The organism is Burkholderia sp. KJ006 (genome assembly GCF_000262695.1).
GTDB classification, from domain to species: domain Bacteria; phylum Pseudomonadota; class Gammaproteobacteria; order Burkholderiales; family Burkholderiaceae; genus Burkholderia; species Burkholderia vietnamiensis.
Window position 1 is genome coordinate 210,591 of sequence record NC_017922.1, and the last position, 16,655, is coordinate 227,245.

Here is a 16,655-nt window from a genome sequence, read left to right on the forward strand (position 1 = left end):
GGTGATCGTTGTGAAGTTGTCGTTTGAGGTCATGGAGGCGCTCGATGCCATCGACCGCACGGGCACGTTCGCGGAAGCGGCCGTGCTGCTCCATCGCGTGCCGTCCGCGTTGACTTATCTGGTGCAGAAGACCGAGAGCGAGCTCGGCGTCACGCTGTTCGATCGCAGCGGGCGGCGCGCGCAGCTGACCGACGCGGGCCGTTTGCTGGTCGACGACGGCCGCCGCCTGCTGCGCGCCGGGCGCGAGCTGGAGGACCGGATCCGCGGCGTCCATGCCGGATGGGAGGCGGAGCTGCGCCTGTGCGTCGACGAAATCCTGCCGCTCGCGTCGTTGTGGCCCCACGTGCGCGCGTTCTACGCGCTGCAGATGACGACGCGGCTGCGTTTCTCGACCGAAGTGCTCGGTGGCGTGTGGGACGCGCTCGTGTCCGGGCGTGCCGATATCGCGATCGGCGCAGCCGGGGAGCCGCCGCACGCGCCGAACGTCGCCGCAAGACCGATCGGCGTGTTGCGCCACGTGTTCGTCGTCGCGCCGCAGCATCCGCTGGCCGCGGTCGACGCACCGCTCGACAGCGGCGTCATTTCGGGCCATCGCGGCGTGGTGATCAGCGACACGTCGCGCGACCTCGAACTGAAGTCGGTGGCCGTCCACGACGGGCAGCCGGTCATCGTCGTGCCGACGCTGGCCGCCAAGCTCGAGCTGCTGTGCGAAGGCCTCGCGGTCGGCATGCTGCCGGCGCCCGTCGCCGAGGAGCCGATTCGTCAGGGCAAGCTCGTCGAGCGGCGGCTGACGGGCGTGCGCGAGCATACGAACTGCTATCTCGGCTGGCGGGAGGACAAGGCCGGGCGCGCATTGAGCTGGTGGCTCGAGCAACTCGACGAGGTCGACCTGGTCGCGGGGCTGTTCGGCGCACGCAGCGCCGCCGCGTGACGCCCGGCCGCACCCGGCGATCGTGCGGCAGCGGCAGCGGCAGCGCTGCGCCGCAGGCGGTCCGACGGTCCGGCCGTCACGCGGCAGCGCTACATTTCGCCGCGCCGCCCTGTAAATGTCGCCACGGGGCTCAATTCTTGTCCGAACCTGTCGTTAACCCGGAATGGCCGCTCTCGATGGGGCCGCACGCCGGCGTATGGATGTGCTGAACGATGGAATGGCCAACGCGCCGCGCAAAAGTGTCGCGCTCGTCGCGACGGCGACCGGTCGGCCGGTCGCCTTCAAGGCCGTTGAGCAGGCAACCGTTCGGCGCAAATGCAATCACATCTTGCCTGCCGTTGCAGGCGAGCCCGCAGGGTGCCCGATCGAAGTGCGCCGGCGAGGACTTTTCGTGTTGATTAGAGAATGTACCCGAACAGCTACGATGTTCCGATTGGACGCCTCGTCGCGCGTCAGATCCTGTCCTGCGACCCTGCCACGCCGGTGCGCGAGGTTGCGCGGCGCATGTTCGCCGAGCGCCGCAGCTCGATCGTCGTGATGGAGGGCCAGCAGGTCGTCGGCATCTGGACCGAGCACGACGCGCTGTCGGCCGGCGACGATCCCGACGCGCTCGACCGCCCGGTCGGCGACGTGATGAGCCGTCCGGTGCTGACGCTCGACGCGTCGACGCCGCTGGGCGAAGCCGCGATGCGATTCAAGGAGTCGGGCGTGCGGCACTTCATCGTGGTCCGCGACGGCGCGGCGATCGGCGTGCTGACGCAGACCGACGTCGTCGTGAACCAGGGCCCGGAATTCTTCCTGCATCTGAAGCCGATCGAATCGATCCGCGTCCATCTGCCCGTGGTGGTGTCCGAGCACGATGCGCTGCCCGACGTCGTCGCGCGGATGCGCGCGCAGCGGCTCGATGCGATTCTGGTCCGTTACGACGACGGCGAGCACGGCATCCTCACCGAACGCGACGTCGTGCGGCTGCTGGCTCAGAGCGGCGTGCGAGGCGCGGTGGGCGCATGCGCGAGCAAGCCGTTGCAGATGCTGCTCGCCACGCAGAGCCTGTATGCGGCGCAGCGCTTCATGACCGAGCACAACATGCGGCACGTCGGCATCTGCGACGAGGAAGGGCGGCTCACCGGCCTGCTTGGCTTCGCCGACGTGCTGCTGAGCATCGAGCACGAATACGCGAACGAGCTGCGCAGCGCGCTGCGCGAGCGCGACGAGGCGCTGGGCCTCGCGCGCTTCAACCTGCGCATGGCGGACCGCGTGTTCGAATCGGCGCTGGAAGGGATCATGGTGACCGATCGCCACGCGCGGATCGAGCGCGTGAATCAGGCGTTCACGCGTCTGACCGGCTACACCGAGGACGAAGTGGTCGGCCGCAACCCGGCGATGCTGAGCTCGGGCCGCCAGACGCCCGATTTCTACAAGCAGCTGTGGCATTCGCTGACGACCGACGGCCACTGGCAGGGCGAAATCTGGAATCGCCGCAAGAGCGGCGAGCTGTTCCTCGAATACCTGACGATCACCAGCATTCGCGACAACGCCGGCGAGATCTCGCACTACGCGGCGATTTTTTCCGACATCACGCAGCGTCGCCAGGCCGAGGAGCGGCTGGGCTATCTCGCCACCCACGACGTGCTGACCAATCTCGCGAACCGCGCGCTGTTCGAGGAGCGGCTCGCGCGCTCGATCGTCCAGGCGAAGCGGCTCGGCCGCAAGGTCGCGGTGATGTACGTCGATCTCGACCGCTTCAAGCTCGTCAACGATACGCTCGGCCACAACGCCGGCGACGAGGTGCTGAAGGTGGTCGCCGGGCGCATCGCCGGGCAGGTGCTTTCGAACGACACAGTGGCGCGCATGGGCGGCGACGAGTTCGCGATCGTGCTCGAGGAGTTCGACGACGTGCGCGACGTCGGCCGCATCGCGCGCAATCTGCTCGACGAAGTCGGCCAGTCGATCGAAATCGAGGGCCGCGAGATCTTCGTGACGCCGAGCATCGGCATCAGCATCTATCCGGACGACGGCATCGACGCCGAACATCTGCTGCTGCTCGCGGACCAGGCGATGTACGGCGCGAAGAACCGCGGCAGGAACGTGTTCCAGTTCTTCGAGAGCAAGATGACGTCGTCGGCGATCGAGCAGCTCGAAACGCTCGGCGAGCTGCATCGTGCGCTCGAGCAGAACGAATTCAGGCTGTTCTACCAGCCGCAGTACGATCTGGCGAGCGGCCGGATCGTCGGGGTGGAGGCGCTGCTGCGCTGGTTGCATCCGCGCCGCGGCCTCGTCGCGCCCGGCGAGTTCATCGGGCTCGCCGAGCGCTCCGCGCTGATCGTCCCGATCGGGCGCTGGGTGCTGCAGGAGGCGTGCCGCCAGGCGCGCCGCTGGCTCGACGAAGGCTTCGAGTTCGGGCGCGTGTCGGTGAACGTGTCGGCGCGCCAGTGTTTCACCGACCATTTCCTCAGCGACCTGACGACCATCCTCAGCGAAACCGCGTTGCCGACCAAATGCCTGCAGTTGGAGCTGCTCGAGAGCATGGCGATGAACACCCGCGAGGAGATCGGCATCCTGCTGCGCGAACTCGCGATCCGCGGGATCAGCCTCGCGATCGACGATTTCGGCACCGGCTATTCGTCGCTCGTGTATCTGAAGGATCTGCCGGTCGATACGCTGAAGATCGACCGCTCGTTCCTCACGGATTGCGGGACCGGCAGCACGGACGACGCGATCGTGCGCGCGATCGTCGCGATGGGACGCGCGCTCGGGCTGCACGTCGTGATGGAGGGCGTCGAGACCGAAAAGCAGCTGAGCTTCCTGCAGGAGATCGGCTGCCATCAGGTGCAGGGCTTCCTGCTCGCGCGGCCGCAACCGGCCGAGCAGCTGACGCGAAGCGTGTCGCGCCGCGGCGCGGAGCTGCTCGTCGACTGAGGCTTTGCGCGCGGCGGCCGGCGGTCGTGTGAGCCGTCCGGGCGCCGTGCGGCGCCCGTGGCTCACGAGAGCGCCCAAGCGCCGGCTCAATCGAAGTACGTGAGCCCCATCGCGCGCTTCACCTGCGCGAGCGTGTCGCCTGCGACGTCGCGCGCACGCATCGTGCCGCGCTTCAAAATCGCCATCACCTCTGCCTTGTCGGCTTCGAATTCGCGGCGGCGCGCGCGGATCGGTTCGATCAGCGCCTGCAGGCGCTCGTCGAGCACCCGCTTCACGACGCTGTCGCCCAGCCCGCCGCGGCGATAGTGCGCCTTCAGCTCGTCGACCTTCTGCACGTCCGGCTCGAACGCGTCGAGGAACGTGAACACGACGTTGCCCTCGACCTGGCCGGGGTCGCTCACGCGCAGATGGTTCGGATCCGTATACATGTCCTTCACCGCGCGCGTGATCTCGTCGGGCGTCGCGCCGAGCGTGATCGCATTGCCGAGCGACTTGCTCATCTTCGCCTTGCCGTCGATGCCGGGCAGCCGCGTGACGGCCGACAGCACGGCCTCGCATTCGACCAGCACCGGCTGCTCGACGGTCGCGTTGAAGCGCCGCACGAGTTCGTTGGTCTGCTCGATCATCGGCAGCTGATCGTCGCCGACCGGCACGTGGGTCGCCTTGAACGCGGTGATGTCGGCGGCCTGGCTGACCGGGTAGGTGAGGAAGCCGGCCGGGATGTCGCGCTCGAAGCCGCGCAGCCGGATCTCCTCCTTGATGGTCGGATTGCGCTCGAGGCGCGCGACCGTGACGAGGTTGAGCAGGTATTGCGACAGCTCGGCGAGCTCGGGCACCTGCGACTGCACGACGATCGTCGACAGCGCCGGGTCGATGCCCACGGCCAGATAGTCGAGCGCGACCTCGATCACGTTTTCCGTGACGCGCTGGCGGCGCCCCATGTTGTCGGTGAGTGCCTGCGTGTCGGCGAGCAGCAGGAATTGCGTCGCGTCGTGCTGCATCTGCACGCGTGCGCGCAGCGAGCCGATGTAGTGGCCGAGATGCAGCGGGCCGGTGGTGCGGTCGCCGGTGAGGATGATCGGTCGGGCAGGGTGCGTCATGACGAGTGGGCTCCGGGTTATCGACGCCTTCAACCATGACGCAGCCGCAGAAACGACGATGCCGCCATGGCTGGCGGCATCACGTTCGGGACATGCAAGAGGAAACGGGCCGCCTGGGTCAGGCGCGCCACCAGCGATGCAGGTTCGGCGAGGCAGGTCGGGTTTCCATCGCGCAAGTATAGCGCAGCGCGCCGGCCGCGGCCGCTGCGGCCGTTCGCGCTCCGTCGGCCCAAGCTTTTTGCTCGTCAACAACCACAAAAATGATCGTTTCGCACGCGTCGGCGTGTCAGCAGAATGTCTCCGTTCCCGGCCGCGCGACGACACGCGCAGCGCAGCGGGCCGCACTTCAAGGAGACAGCCGTGGCAGTGGAAACAACTTCGATCGATACGCTGGTGGTCGGCGCCGGACAGGCCGGCGTCGCGATGAGCGAGCATCTGGGCAAGCTGGGCGTGCCGCATCTCGTGCTCGAGCGCGACCGCATCGCCGAGCGCTGGCGCACCGCGCGCTGGGATTCGCTGGTCGCGAACGGCCCCGCATGGCACGACCGCTTCCCCGGCCTGGAATTCGCCGGCCTCGATCCCGATGCGTTCGCAACCAAAGACCAGGTTGCCGATTACTTCGACGCCTATGCGCGCAAGATCGACGCGCCGATTCGCACCGGCGTCGACGTGAAGAACGTCGTGCGTAACGCCGGCAAGCCGGGCTTCGTCGTCGAGACGTCCGACGGCACGATCGAGGCGACGCGCGTGGTGGTCGCGACGGGGCCGTTCCAGCGCCCGGTCATTCCGCCGATCGCACCCGACGATGCACGCATCCACCAGATCCATTCCGCGCACTATCGCAATCCGGCGCAGTTGCCGGACGGCGCCGTGCTGGTGGTCGGCGCGGGCTCGTCGGGCGTGCAGATCGCCGACGAGCTGCAGCGCGCCGGCCGGCAGGTGTATCTGTCGGTCGGCCCGCACGATCGTCCGCCGCGCGCGTATCGCGGCCGCGACTTCTGCTGGTGGCTCGGCGTGCTCGGTGAATGGGACAAGGAAGCGGCGACGCCCGGCCGCGAACACGTGACGATCGCCGTGAGCGGCGCGCGCGGCGGCCACACGGTCGATTTTCGTGCGCTCGCGAATCGGGGCGTGACGCTGGTCGGGCTGACGAAATCGTTCGACGGCGGCGTCGCGGCGTTCGAGCCCGACCTCGCGATCAATCTCGCGCGCGGCGACGACAACTATCTGTCGCTGCTCGACGCGGCCGATGCGTATGCGGCCCGCAACGGGCTCGAGCTGCCCGCCGAACCGCAGGCGCGCCGCATCCTGCCCGATCCGGCATGCGTGACGAACCCGCTCCTGTCGCTCGACCTCGCCGGCGCGGGCGTGACGTCGATCGTATGGGCGACCGGCTACGCGACGGACTACGGCTGGCTGAACGTCGATGCGTTCGACGCGAACGGCAAGCCGCAGCATCAGCGCGGCGTGTCGAAGGAGCCGGGCATCTATTTCGTCGGGCTGCCGTGGCTGTCGCGACGCGGCTCCAGCTTCATCTGGGGCGTGTGGCACGACGCGAAACACATCGCCGACCACATCGCCACGCAGCGCAAGTACGTCGACTATCACGACGCAGCGCAACGGCGCGGCCACGCGAGCGCCCGGCAGGACGACGCGGCGCGCCTCGCACCGGCCGCTGCGCGCCCGGTCGTCGACGCGATCGACTGAGCCGCGGCGCGCCGCGAGCGCGCCTCCACCCGCACGCCGCCGCCGGCGCGGCGTGCGAACCCACCGACATTCGAAGGACCGCGATGAGCCAGCCCACCCACACCCGTATCCGCATGTTCAACACGAAGGATACCTACCCGAACCAGACGCTCGACAACGACCTGTGCCAGGCCGTCCGGGCCGGCAATACCGTCTACGTGCGCGGCCAGGTCGGCACCGATTTCGACGGCAATCTCGTCGGCCTCGGCGACCCGCGCGCGCAGGCGGAGCAGGCGATGCGCAACGTGAAGCAGCTGCTCGAGGAAGCCGGCAGCGACCTCACGCACATCGTCAAGACGACCACCTATCTGATCGACCCGCGTTATCGCGAGCCGGTGTATCGGGAAGTCGGCAAGTGGCTGAAGGGCGTTTATCCGATTTCGACGGGGCTCGTCGTGTCGGCGCTCGGTCAGCCGCAGTGGCTGATGGAGATCGACGTGATCGCCGTGATTCCCGACAACTGGCAGCCGGCGCAGGCGTCGGCGTCGGTGCGGGAGGCGCAATGACGTTCTCCATCGTCGGCCGCTGCGCCGAAACGGGCCAGCTCGGGATCGCGATCAGCTCGTCGAGCATCGCGGTGGGCGCGCGCTGCCCGTGGGTGCGGGCGGGTGTCGGCGCGGTGGCGACGCAGAACGTCACGCTGCCCGCGCTCGGCCCGCAGACCCTCGATCTGATCGAGCACCAGCAGCTCGCGCCGGCCGCCGCGCTCGATCGCGCGCTGAACGCGAACGGCTGGAGCCAGTATCGACAGGTGACGGCGATCGATGCGCAGGGCCGCACCGCGTGCTTCACCGGCAGCGAAGCGCTCGGCACGCATCACGCGGTGCAAGGCGAGCAATGCGTGGCGGCCGGCAATCTGCTGGCCGCGCCGGCCGTGATCGACGCGATGGCGCGTGCGTTCGAACAGGCGCCGGGGCTGCTGGCCGAGCGCCTGCTCGCCGCGCTGCATGCGGCGGTCGCGGCGGGCGGCGAGGCCGGCCCGGTGCATTCGGCGGCATTGACGGTAGCCGGCGACGTGACCTGGCCGATCGTCGACCTGCGCGTCGACTGGGCCGATGCCGATCCGATCGGGCAGCTCGATGCGCTGTGGCGCGCGTATCGCCCGCAGATGCAGGATTACCAGACGCGCGCGCTGAACCCGACCGCCGCACCGAGCTACGGAGTGCCCGGCGATGAGTGACACGTCGAGCCGTACACTGCTCGCGCGGCTGGTCGGCTTCGCGACGGTCAGCCGCGATTCGAATCTCGCGATGATCGACTTCATCCGCGACTATCTCGACGGCTACGGCGTGTCGAGCGAGTTGTTCTACAACGCGGAAGGCACCAAGGCGAGCCTGTACGCGACGATCGGGCCGCGCGATCGCGGCGGCATCGCGCTTTCCGGGCATACGGACGTGGTGCCGGTGGACGGGCAGGCGTGGAAGGTCGAGCCGTTCCGGCTGACCGAGCGCGACGGCCGGTTGTACGGGCGTGGCACGGCCGACATGAAAGGCTTCATCGCGTCGATGCTCGCGGCCGTGCCGGCGTTGGTCGCTCGGCCGCTGCATACGCCGGTGCATCTGCTGCTGTCGTACGACGAGGAGATCGGTTGCGTCGGCGTTCGGCCGATGCTCGAAGCGCTCGCCGGCCGCGAGCAGCGGCCGCGCGTGTGCGTGATCGGCGAGCCGACCGGGCTGCAACCGGTGCTCGGCCACAAGGGCAAGCTCGCGATGCGGTGTCACGTGAAGGGCGCCGCGTGCCACTCCGCGTATGCGCCGCTCGGCGTCAACGCGATCGACTACGCGGCGAAGCTGATCGGCCGGCTCGGCGAAATCGGTGCGGCGCTCGCGCGGCCCGAGCATCGCGACGAGCGCTTCGATCCGCCGTTCTCGACCGTGCAGACCGGCTTGATCAGCGGCGGCCGCGCGCTGAACATCGTGCCGGCCGAATGCGAATTCGATTTCGAGGTGCGGGCGCTGCCGAGCTTCGATGCGCACGACGTGCCGAGCCAGTTGCAGCACTACGCGCAAGCCGAGCTGTTGCCGAGGATGCGCGCGGTGCAGCCCGACACCGATATCCGTCTGCAACCGCTCGGCGCCTATCCGGGGCTCGCCACGGCGCCGGACAGCGACGCGGCGCGGCTGATCGCGATGCTCAGCGGTTCCGACGCATTCGGCACGGTCGCGTTCGGCACCGAGGGCGGATTGTTCGGCGAGGCCGGCATGCCGACCGTCGTGTGCGGACCGGGCAGCATGGACCAGGGGCACAAGCCCGACGAGTTCGTCACGCTCGAACAGCTGCACGGATGCGACGCGATGTTGGGGCGTCTCGTCTCGCACGTCGCTTCGTCCGCGTGATCGTCGCGGCGGCCGCACGTTTCTACCGGCCCGTCTGCTCGACGATCTGCGCGAGCCGCTCGCGGCAGAAGTCGACGAACGACTGCGCCTGCTTGGTGAGCTGACCGCGCTTGAGCCGCGCGCTCACGAGCCCCGACGGGCTCACCGTTTCGCTGAGATCGACCGTCACCACGCGCCGGCCGTCGTACGTGTATTCGGAATGCGGGCGCGTGACGAGCAATGAGAAACCGAAGCCCTGTCCGACCATCCCGCGCACCATCTCGATCGACGGCGACGCGAACACGATGTTCGGCGTGAGCCCGAGCTCGCGGAACAGGCTGACGAAATAGGTGCGGCTCGGCAGCACGTCGAGCAGGATCATCGGCTCGACGCTCAGCTCGCGCAGCGACACGTGTGTCTGTTCCGCGAACCGGTGGTTCTCCGGCAGCAGCACGTACGGCTGCTGCGCGGGCATCAGCGGCTCGGTCTCGATCGTCCCGTCGAGGTCGTGGTCGTACAGGAACGCGAGGTCGAACGTGCCGGCGGTGAGCCCCTGCACGAGCTCGTGCTGCTCGCCGTCGCGCAGCCGGATGTTCACGCCCGGATAGCGCTCGCGAAAGCCGGCGATCAGCTGCGGCAGATAGAGCGGCGCGACCGTCTCGAAGCAGCCGATGTCGATCTGGCCGGTCACGACGTCGTTGTCGGCCAGCGCGTTCTGTTCGAACTCGTGCGCGATGCGCAGCAGCTCCTGCGCCTTGCGGTAGAAACGCGTGCCGCCCGGCGTCAGCGACACGCCCTGCGCATGATGGCGGATGAACAGCTTCACGCCGAAACTTTCCTCGAGCCCCTTGATCGCGCTGGAGATCGACGGCTGCGCGATGAACAGCTGGCGCGACGCCTCGGCGACGCTGCCGGACTCCACCGTCGTCACGAAATATTTCAGTTGCCGCAAAGTGTAGTGAGCCACGAGCACCTCTGATACGCGCCGCGGCGGCGCGTGCCGCCGCGCAGCGCGTGCTGTCCGCTGGATGCGTAGCACCTTACCCGAACCCGCGCGGCGCCGAAATTTCCCCTGCAGAGCTTTTTCGTATGTCTCGGAAATATTTTTAGTATTTTCGGGTCGCGACGCGCGTGGCGCACCATCGTCTCCAATCCGGATCGCGACAAAAGCGCGCACGTGCTGCGCCGTCGCCGCGCATCCGGACCCGATTGCCGGCGCGCACGCTCGCGCGCCGGCCGACACGGCAGGCGCGCGTTACTGCGCACGACAGGAGACTTGACCATGACGACCGCGGATCGCAACGCGTCATCGATGATAGAGAAGCACACGATCGGCTACGTGCCGCCCGCGGAACGCCACGGCAACGTGCGCGACCTGTTCACGCTCTGGTTCGGCGGCAACATCGCGCCGCTGCCGATCGTGACCGGTGCGCTCGGCGTGCAGCTGTTTCATTTGAACCTGATGTGGGCGATCGTCGCGATCGTCGTCGGGCAGGCGGTGGGCGGCGTGCTGATGGCGCTGCATTCGGCGCAAGGCCCGCAGATGGGCATTCCGCAGATGATCCAGAGCCGCGCGCAGTTCGGCTCGTGGGGCGCGCTGCTGGTCACGGTGATCGCGGCGGTGATGTACGTCGGCTTCTTCGCATCGAACATCGTGCTGGCCGGCAAGTCGGTGCACGGGATCGCGTCGTCGGTGCCGGTGCCCGTCGGGATCGTGATCGGCGCGGTGGGCTCGGGGCTGATCGGGATCGTCGGCTACCGGTTCATTCACATCCTCAACCGGATCGGCACGTGGGTACTCGGCATCGGCATCCTGATCGGCTTCTGGATGATCCTGTCGCACGTGAGCACCGCCGATTTCTTCACGCGCGGCGGCTTCGACTTCGCGGGCTGGCTCGCGACGGTCTCGCTGTCGGCGCTGTGGCAGATCGCGTTCGCGCCGTACGTGTCGGACTATTCGCGGTATCTGCCGGAAGACGTCGGCGTCGCGTCGACGTTCTGGGCCACCTATCTCGGCTGCACGATCGGCTCGACGCTCGCGTTCATCTTCGGCGCGGTCGCGGCGCTCGCGGTGCCGGCCGGCGTCGACACGATGGACGCCGTCAAGCAGGCGACCGGCCCGCTCGGCCCGCTGATGCTGGTGCTGTTCCTGTTGAGCGTGATCAGCCACAACGCGCTGAACCTGTACGGCGCGGTGCTCGCGGTCATCACGTCGGTGCAGACCTTCGCGTACCGCTGGATTCCGACCGCGAAGGCGCGCGCCGTGCTGTCGGTCGTGATCTTCGTCGGCTGCTGCTACGCGGCGATCGGCGCGTCGACGAACTTCGTCGGCAATCTCGTCGATCTGGTGCTCGCGCTGCTCGTGGTGCTGGTGCCGTGGACGGCGATCAACCTGATCGACTTCTACGTGATCCACAAGGGCAAGTACGACATCGACGCGATCTTCACCGCGGATGGCGGCGTGTACGGCCGCTTCAATCCGCAGGCGCTGCTCGCGTATGCGATCGGGATCGTCGTGCAGATTCCGTTCATGAACACGCCGATGTACGCGGGCCCGATTCCGGCGCATCTGGGCGGCGCGGATCTGTCGTGGCTGGTCGGCCTCTTGCTGACCTCGCCGCTGTACTACTGGCTTGCGACGCGCGACAGCGCGTACCGGCGCCGGCAGATGGGCGCGCAGCTGCCGTCGTCGGCGGCGCGGTAACGCGGTGAGTGTCGAGAGGGGCGGGCGAAGCGGCGGTCGTCGTGGATGAGGCATGGCCGGTGCGAACCGGCCGTGTCGTGCGCTTCGTCGCGGGTGGTTGCCGTGCGATCGGATCGCATGGATGCCCGCCGTCGTCGCCGGGCCACCCCGGCGACACGGCCGATGCGTGCGCCGCCGAGTAAGGCCGTCGCGCGCGGAGCCGGCGTCAGACGCCTGCGCTGCCCTGCGGCGTGACGGCCACCGACGCCTCGCTCGTCAGCATCAGGAACGTGAGCGTCTCGCGCAGATACAGGCGCACGACCTTGTCGGTGTGGCTCGTATAGCCGATCGATACGTCTTCGCCGAGATGCAGTTCATAGTCGCCGCCGCGCGTGGAGAGCACGCAGCCGCCGCTGATTGCCGGCGCCCAGATGATCTCGCCGCTGACGATGCGCTTGATGTGGCCGAGCACCGGATAGCCCTGGTCGCGCGCTTCGCTCAGCGCCGTGTAGGCATCGGAGCCGAGCACGACCGAGTACGGGCCGTCGACGCCGGCGAGCCGCAGCGCCTCGAGCGCGTCGCTGATTGCGTCCGGATATGCGCTGACGTCGGCCGGCAGCGCGAGCTTGCGGTTCGACGTGCCTTCGCGGATGCCGACGATGCCGGCCGCGGCATAGCCGTCGAAGATCGCGCCGTCTTCCGCGAAGGCGAGCCGTTGCGCGGCATCCTTGGCCGGCTGCCAGTCGGCGTCGCGCGCGCCGCGCTCGACGCTGTCGATCGCATCGCGGCTCAGTTCGAACGGCACCGTCAGTTCGACGATCGTGCGGACTTCGCGCAGCCGTGCGCTCACCAGCTCGCGCGGGGCGGCGACGTCGCACAGGTGCCCGGTGCCGACGGCCGACAGCGCGGGGCCGGCCGGCCCCTCGACGTCGACCACGCGGCGCCCGGCCACCGAGCGCTTGAACGTGCGTGCGACTTCTTCCTCGATCTGCTGCCATGCTGACGCCGAAACCGGCGCGAGTTCGCGGTGCAGGTTATTCATGGATAGGGGCTCCTTTCAGCGATCCGATGTTCAGCGAGCCGTCACGACGCGGCTCGGGAGATGAGGGGACGGGCGGCGCGACGGCGCCGGCATCGGCCGGCGCGGCGCGGTCGGCCAGCGCTTCCAGCAGGTCGGCCGACGGCACGAAGAACAGCGAGCCGGTGACCGCGCGGCTGTAGTCGAGCAGCCGGTCGTAGTTACCGGGCGGGCGGCCGACGAACATGTTTTCCAGCATCTGCTCGATCGGCGCCGGCGAGCGCGCGTAGCCGATGAAATAGGTGCCGAATTCGCCGTAACCGGGCCGCCCGAACGGCATGTTGTCGCGCAGGATCTTCACTTCCTGGCCGTTGTCGTCGAGCGTGGTCAGCGAGCTGTGCGAGCACGACGGCTTCACGTTCTCCGGCAACTCGATGTCGGACAGCTTGGTGCGGCCGATGATGCGCTCCTGCGTCTCGACCGGCAGCGCGTTCCAGCCGGCCATGTCGTGCAGGTACTTCTGCACGATCACGTAGCTGCCGCCGGCGAAGTCGGCGTCTTCGTCGCCGATCACCGTGAAGTCGACCGCTTCGCGGCCTTCCGGGTTCTCGGTGCCGTCGACGAAGCCGATCATCGCGCGCTGGTCGAAGTTCCGAAAGCCGTGCACCTCGTCGACGACGGTGACGGCGTCGCCCAGCGCGCCGAGCAATTGCGTCGCGAGTTCGAAGCACAGGTCCATCGTGTCGGCGCGGATGTGCAGCAGGATGTCGCCCGGCGTTGCGATCGCGACGCGCTCGCCGCCGCCGAATTCGCGAAACGGATGCAGCGACGCGGGCCGCGGCTCGCCGAACAGCGTGTCCCACGCGGCGGCGCCGAAGCCGCACACGCACGACAGCTTGCCCTCCGGCACGCGCTTGCCGACCGAGCGCACGAGCGCGGCGACGTCGCCGCACCACGCGCGGATGGTGTCGGCATGGCCGGCGCCGGGGTTCAAGGTTGCCACGATGAAGATGGCGCTGCGCGTGATCGGACTGTGGACGGCCTGCGGGAGCGGGGAGCGGGTCTGCATCGCGGGCTGGCGGTCAATCATGTCGGGACGCGCGGGCCGCGCAGATCGCGGCACACGCAGACGAACGGTTGGACTGGGTCATGCGACGGTTCTCTTTGGGCTGTGTGACATGCGAATGAAGGACGTTGTGCGCGCATGGGCGGCGCGCGCTGCGTACCAGCGTCGAGCCTGCAATCTAGCAGTTTCGACTGATCTTTGGAACATGAGCAGGAAATGCGGAAGCCGCCGGGAGCCGTTGTCGCGATCGGCGGCGTGCTTCGGGCCGGGCGGCTTCGGCAGGCGGGGCGCCCGACGGTTTAAATACCTTGCTCGCACACTGGCCGACCCAATACGGCGGAAAGCACGCCATTCGGTGGCGTTACACACTAGCCGAGCCGTGAGCCGCGCGTCGTTGCGATCGCATGGCGGATGACGCGGGGTGATGTTGTTTACGGCGGCAATCGCGCAGCCGCATGCAGAAGCGGTGTAGCGGTCGACTTTGCCGAGATGCATCGATGAACTGACGATTCGAACGCCGGACGAGCCGGCGAGCGCGCTTCTTATGACGACCCATGGCGTCTTCCGGCGCTGCGTTCGTGCAGCAACGACTTCCTTCAGCAATCCGATAATCTGCACCTTGCCGAACTTCGACCAGTTCACCAGAGTTTTTTGGGAAGGCTACTCGCAAACGTCAAAGTGGGTAGCCCGGCGATGAAAAAGATCATAAGAAACAAAGTGGGCGGTCAACTCCCATCGGTTCTCGATCTCATTTGTTCACACCTATGTACGTTTGAAACTACGGCTCACCGAGCTGCTGAACGAATTAGTCTGACGTAAATGACATGAAGCGCTATCTGGGGCGCTGCAGTGGTGGATTACTTCCTAATGGTTGGGGAATTGGGCCGGGCAAGTCGATGGCTCGGCATTGGTAGATAAATAAGCTTAGTCTGCCATCAATATGCTCATACGAATGACGGCGTTTTGCGTCGCTGCTTTGGGCTAAAGAGTTAATCAATGTCAAATCTTATGGATCCCTGACATAACGCGATGGACATGACCGGTCTATTGTTGCAATGTTACAAAAAATAATTGTCAGAGAGTGAAGAGCCTGTAGGGCGATGGTGGGGCTGGATGGGGTTCCTGAAAAGAAAGATCAACTTTTAGGTTTACTAACGGAAATTCGTCGTACGGATTGCGGATCAGTAGTCGTATCCACCGTGGATACCGGCGGCGGGGCTGTCGTGGTCACCGCCCGCTCCACTGTTGTCTCGTGGCGTGAAGGCGTCAAAGAAGGTCGATGACGGAGAGCGATTTATATGCCGAGGAACGGGTGAAGTGGATCAGGAATCGATTCGATTTGGCTTTGGTGAAATTCCGCAGGTAGGCGATATGAACATTGTCAGATTTATTTAAATAGCGGAATTTGAGATTGATTTATTTGGAATGGCGTCGGCAATTGCCGATGGGTATGAAGGGCGACTTCAACTAGAAGCGCGGGGGCGTTGAGGGATTGAGAGCGATCGGCTGGTTCGGTCTATCCGCGCGGCGCGGAGATGGCGGGCGGCTGTCCGACTCAAGCGTGACGCGGGATTGGGTACTTACGAGTAGGTGGGCGAGATGAATAAGATATTTAAAGTTATCTGGTGCAAAGCGAAGTCAATGTTCGTTGTCGCATCGGAGTTGGCCACCGCCCGAGGAGCGTCGGGTGGAACACGGGTTCGGTCGGGTGTGGGACGTGCAGACAACGAACCGGCCTTGTCGCGCGTTGCGCTCGCGGTCAGTTCCGCTTTGTCGGTTCTGTCGTTTGGGCTCGGGTTCGCGCCTGCGGCCCACGCTCAAACCGTGATGCCCGCGATCGATACCAGCAATGCGACCATTCAAACCACGTACTGGGGCGGCGGGAGCAATCAGTCCTGGTTGTGGCTGGTGAACAGCGATGGCGTGCCGCTTTGGCCGGTGGCGTCGGGCGATAATGCCCAGCCGGACTCAGTCGTGTTTTCAAGCTACTACAACAACACCACTACGGCATACAACTTATTCACTGCTTATCTGAATCCGCAATGGCCGTCCTCACCGACGCTCTGGGGCCTTTCCACGGTCATTCTCGGAGATCCGACGCTCGATACGGGTAACCACGCGAACACTTTCGTGTACGGCGGGGTCGTTTCGATCGGCAATAACAACACGTTCGGCGGCGCGACGGCGCGTATCGGCACGTTGACCAACGTCCTGGCCATGATGGGTGCGGCCGTCAACGCCAACAATGGCGTTGGCATCGGTGCCGGCTCGACGGTCGCGACGGGCGCGACCAACGGGCTGGCGATGATGGGCGCGACCGCCACGGGCGTCAATACGGTAGCGATCGGCAAGAACGCGAATACGGCCGTGGCGTCGGACGTGGCGATCGGCGCGGGCGCCAAGGCGGCAGGCGCGGCCGGTACCGGCTCGGCGGTGTCGATCGGCGCGGGGAATACGGCCTCGGGCGCTGGCGCCGTGGCGATCGGCGACCCGAGCATTGCCAATGGCACGGGCGCGATCGCGATGGGCTTCAACAGCATCGCGACTTTGGACGGGACTGCCACCGGCGGCACGGCAAACGGTGCGGTGGCGCTCGGCAACACGGCCGTGGCGGCGGGTCAGGGCTCCGTTTCGATCGGTAATACGACGACGGCCGGTAATGCTGGGTCGATCGCGCTCGGCGATGGCGCGCTGGTTGGCGCTGCGGCCACCAAGGGCGTTGCGTTGGGTTCCGGGGCTAGCGCGTCGGTGGCGAATTCGGTCGCGTTGGGCAACGGGTCGACGACAACCACCGGCGTCAATACCACGTCGTTCACCATTGGCAGCACCGTGTTCAGCGGCTTCGCCGGAGCGACGCCTGCCACCGCGGGCGTCGTT

14 protein-coding genes and 1 pseudogene are annotated in these 16,655 nt (G+C 66.9%); 8 read left to right on the top strand and 7 right to left on the bottom strand.

Annotation, left to right across the window (positions count from 1 at the left end):
- Window positions 1-10 precede the first annotated feature (10 nt).
- Together MYA_RS24995 and MYA_RS25000 are read left to right on the top strand one after the other, a co-directional pair.
- Window positions 11-931, top strand: coding sequence for a LysR family transcriptional regulator (locus MYA_RS24995; protein ID WP_014725634.1), 921 nt, complete (start codon window positions 11-13; stop codon window positions 929-931).
- Between the two features lie 405 nt (window positions 932-1,336).
- Window positions 1,337-3,850 carry an EAL domain-containing protein gene (locus MYA_RS25000; protein ID WP_014725636.1) on the top strand — a complete coding sequence of 838 codons (2,514 nt, stop codon included), beginning with the start codon at window positions 1,337-1,339 and terminating at the stop codon, window positions 3,848-3,850.
- An 86-nt stretch (window positions 3,851-3,936) separates the two neighbouring features.
- On the opposite strand, the gene trpS is transcribed toward MYA_RS25000, so the two are convergent.
- The gene (trpS, locus tag MYA_RS25005) at window positions 3,937-4,950 is read right to left on the bottom strand and encodes a tryptophan--tRNA ligase (protein ID WP_014725637.1); all 1,014 of its coding nucleotides are present in this window, start codon (window positions 4,948-4,950) and stop codon (window positions 3,937-3,939) included.
- A gap of 360 nt (window positions 4,951-5,310) precedes the next feature.
- Here trpS and MYA_RS25010 point away from each other — a divergent pair, with 360 nt between their 5' ends.
- From MYA_RS25010 to argE, 4 genes are all read left to right on the top strand, one after another.
- Window positions 5,311-6,657, top strand: coding sequence for a flavin-containing monooxygenase (locus MYA_RS25010; RefSeq protein WP_041494349.1), 1,347 nt, complete (start codon window positions 5,311-5,313; stop codon window positions 6,655-6,657).
- Window positions 6,658-6,740: 83 nt separating this feature from the next.
- On the top strand, window positions 6,741-7,202 hold the full coding sequence (locus MYA_RS25015) for a RidA family protein (RefSeq protein ID WP_034195625.1): 462 nt from the start codon (window positions 6,741-6,743) through the stop codon (window positions 7,200-7,202).
- A complete protein-coding gene (locus MYA_RS25020; RefSeq protein WP_014725641.1) occupies window positions 7,199-7,876 on the top strand; it encodes a DUF1028 domain-containing protein in 678 nt (225 codons plus the stop codon). Before MYA_RS25015 ends, MYA_RS25020 begins: the two co-directional genes overlap by 4 nt.
- Window positions 7,869-9,032 (top strand): acetylornithine deacetylase, encoded by a 1,164-nt coding sequence (gene argE / locus MYA_RS25025; protein ID WP_014725642.1) that lies wholly within the window; start codon window positions 7,869-7,871, stop codon window positions 9,030-9,032. Before MYA_RS25020 ends, argE begins: the two co-directional genes overlap by 8 nt.
- Before the next feature lie 22 nt (window positions 9,033-9,054).
- Here the strand turns inward: argE and MYA_RS25030 are convergent, their stop codons facing one another.
- Window positions 9,055-9,978: a LysR substrate-binding domain-containing protein gene (locus MYA_RS25030; RefSeq protein ID WP_034195632.1), complete on the bottom strand. Its 924-nt coding sequence runs from the start codon at window positions 9,976-9,978 to the stop codon at window positions 9,055-9,057.
- Between the two features lie 315 nt (window positions 9,979-10,293).
- Here MYA_RS25030 and MYA_RS25035 point away from each other — a divergent pair, with 315 nt between their 5' ends.
- Window positions 10,294-11,715, top strand: coding sequence for a purine-cytosine permease family protein (locus MYA_RS25035; protein WP_014725644.1), 1,422 nt, complete (start codon window positions 10,294-10,296; stop codon window positions 11,713-11,715).
- 205 nt (window positions 11,716-11,920) lie between these two features.
- Here MYA_RS25035 and MYA_RS25040 read toward each other — a convergent pair whose 3' ends face one another.
- Genes MYA_RS25040 through MYA_RS31515 form a run of 3 tightly spaced genes read right to left on the bottom strand, consistent with a single transcriptional unit; the run spans window position 11,921 to window position 14,420 of the window.
- Entirely contained in the window at window positions 11,921-12,736 is an 816-nt protein-coding gene (locus tag MYA_RS25040) for a family 1 encapsulin nanocompartment shell protein (RefSeq protein WP_014725646.1), read from the bottom strand.
- A complete protein-coding gene (locus MYA_RS25045) occupies window positions 12,729-13,802 on the bottom strand; it encodes a Dyp-type peroxidase (RefSeq protein ID WP_083854919.1) in 1,074 nt (357 codons plus the stop codon). The genes MYA_RS25040 and MYA_RS25045 overlap by 8 nt, the downstream gene beginning before the upstream one ends.
- Window positions 13,803-13,859: 57 nt before the next feature.
- The gene (locus MYA_RS31515) at window positions 13,860-14,420 is read right to left on the bottom strand and encodes a hypothetical protein (RefSeq protein ID WP_146230258.1); all 561 of its coding nucleotides are present in this window, start codon (window positions 14,418-14,420) and stop codon (window positions 13,860-13,862) included.
- Window positions 14,421-15,377: 957 nt separating this feature from the next.
- Between MYA_RS31515 and MYA_RS32640 the strand changes: the two are divergent.
- A pseudogene (locus MYA_RS32640) lies at window positions 15,378-15,482 on the top strand (ESPR domain-containing protein); the annotation flags it as partial.
- A 323-nt stretch (window positions 15,483-15,805) separates the two neighbouring features.
- Here the strand turns inward: MYA_RS32640 and MYA_RS32645 are convergent.
- Window positions 15,806-16,318, bottom strand: a complete 513-nt coding sequence (locus tag MYA_RS32645; RefSeq protein WP_050991249.1) for a hypothetical protein — start codon at window positions 16,316-16,318, stop codon at window positions 15,806-15,808.
- Window positions 16,319-16,396: 78 nt separating this feature from the next.
- Complete coding sequence (locus MYA_RS32650; RefSeq protein WP_226246453.1) at window positions 16,397-16,642, bottom strand: hypothetical protein; 246 nt, start codon at window positions 16,640-16,642, stop codon at window positions 16,397-16,399.
- Window positions 16,643-16,655 lie beyond the last annotated feature (13 nt).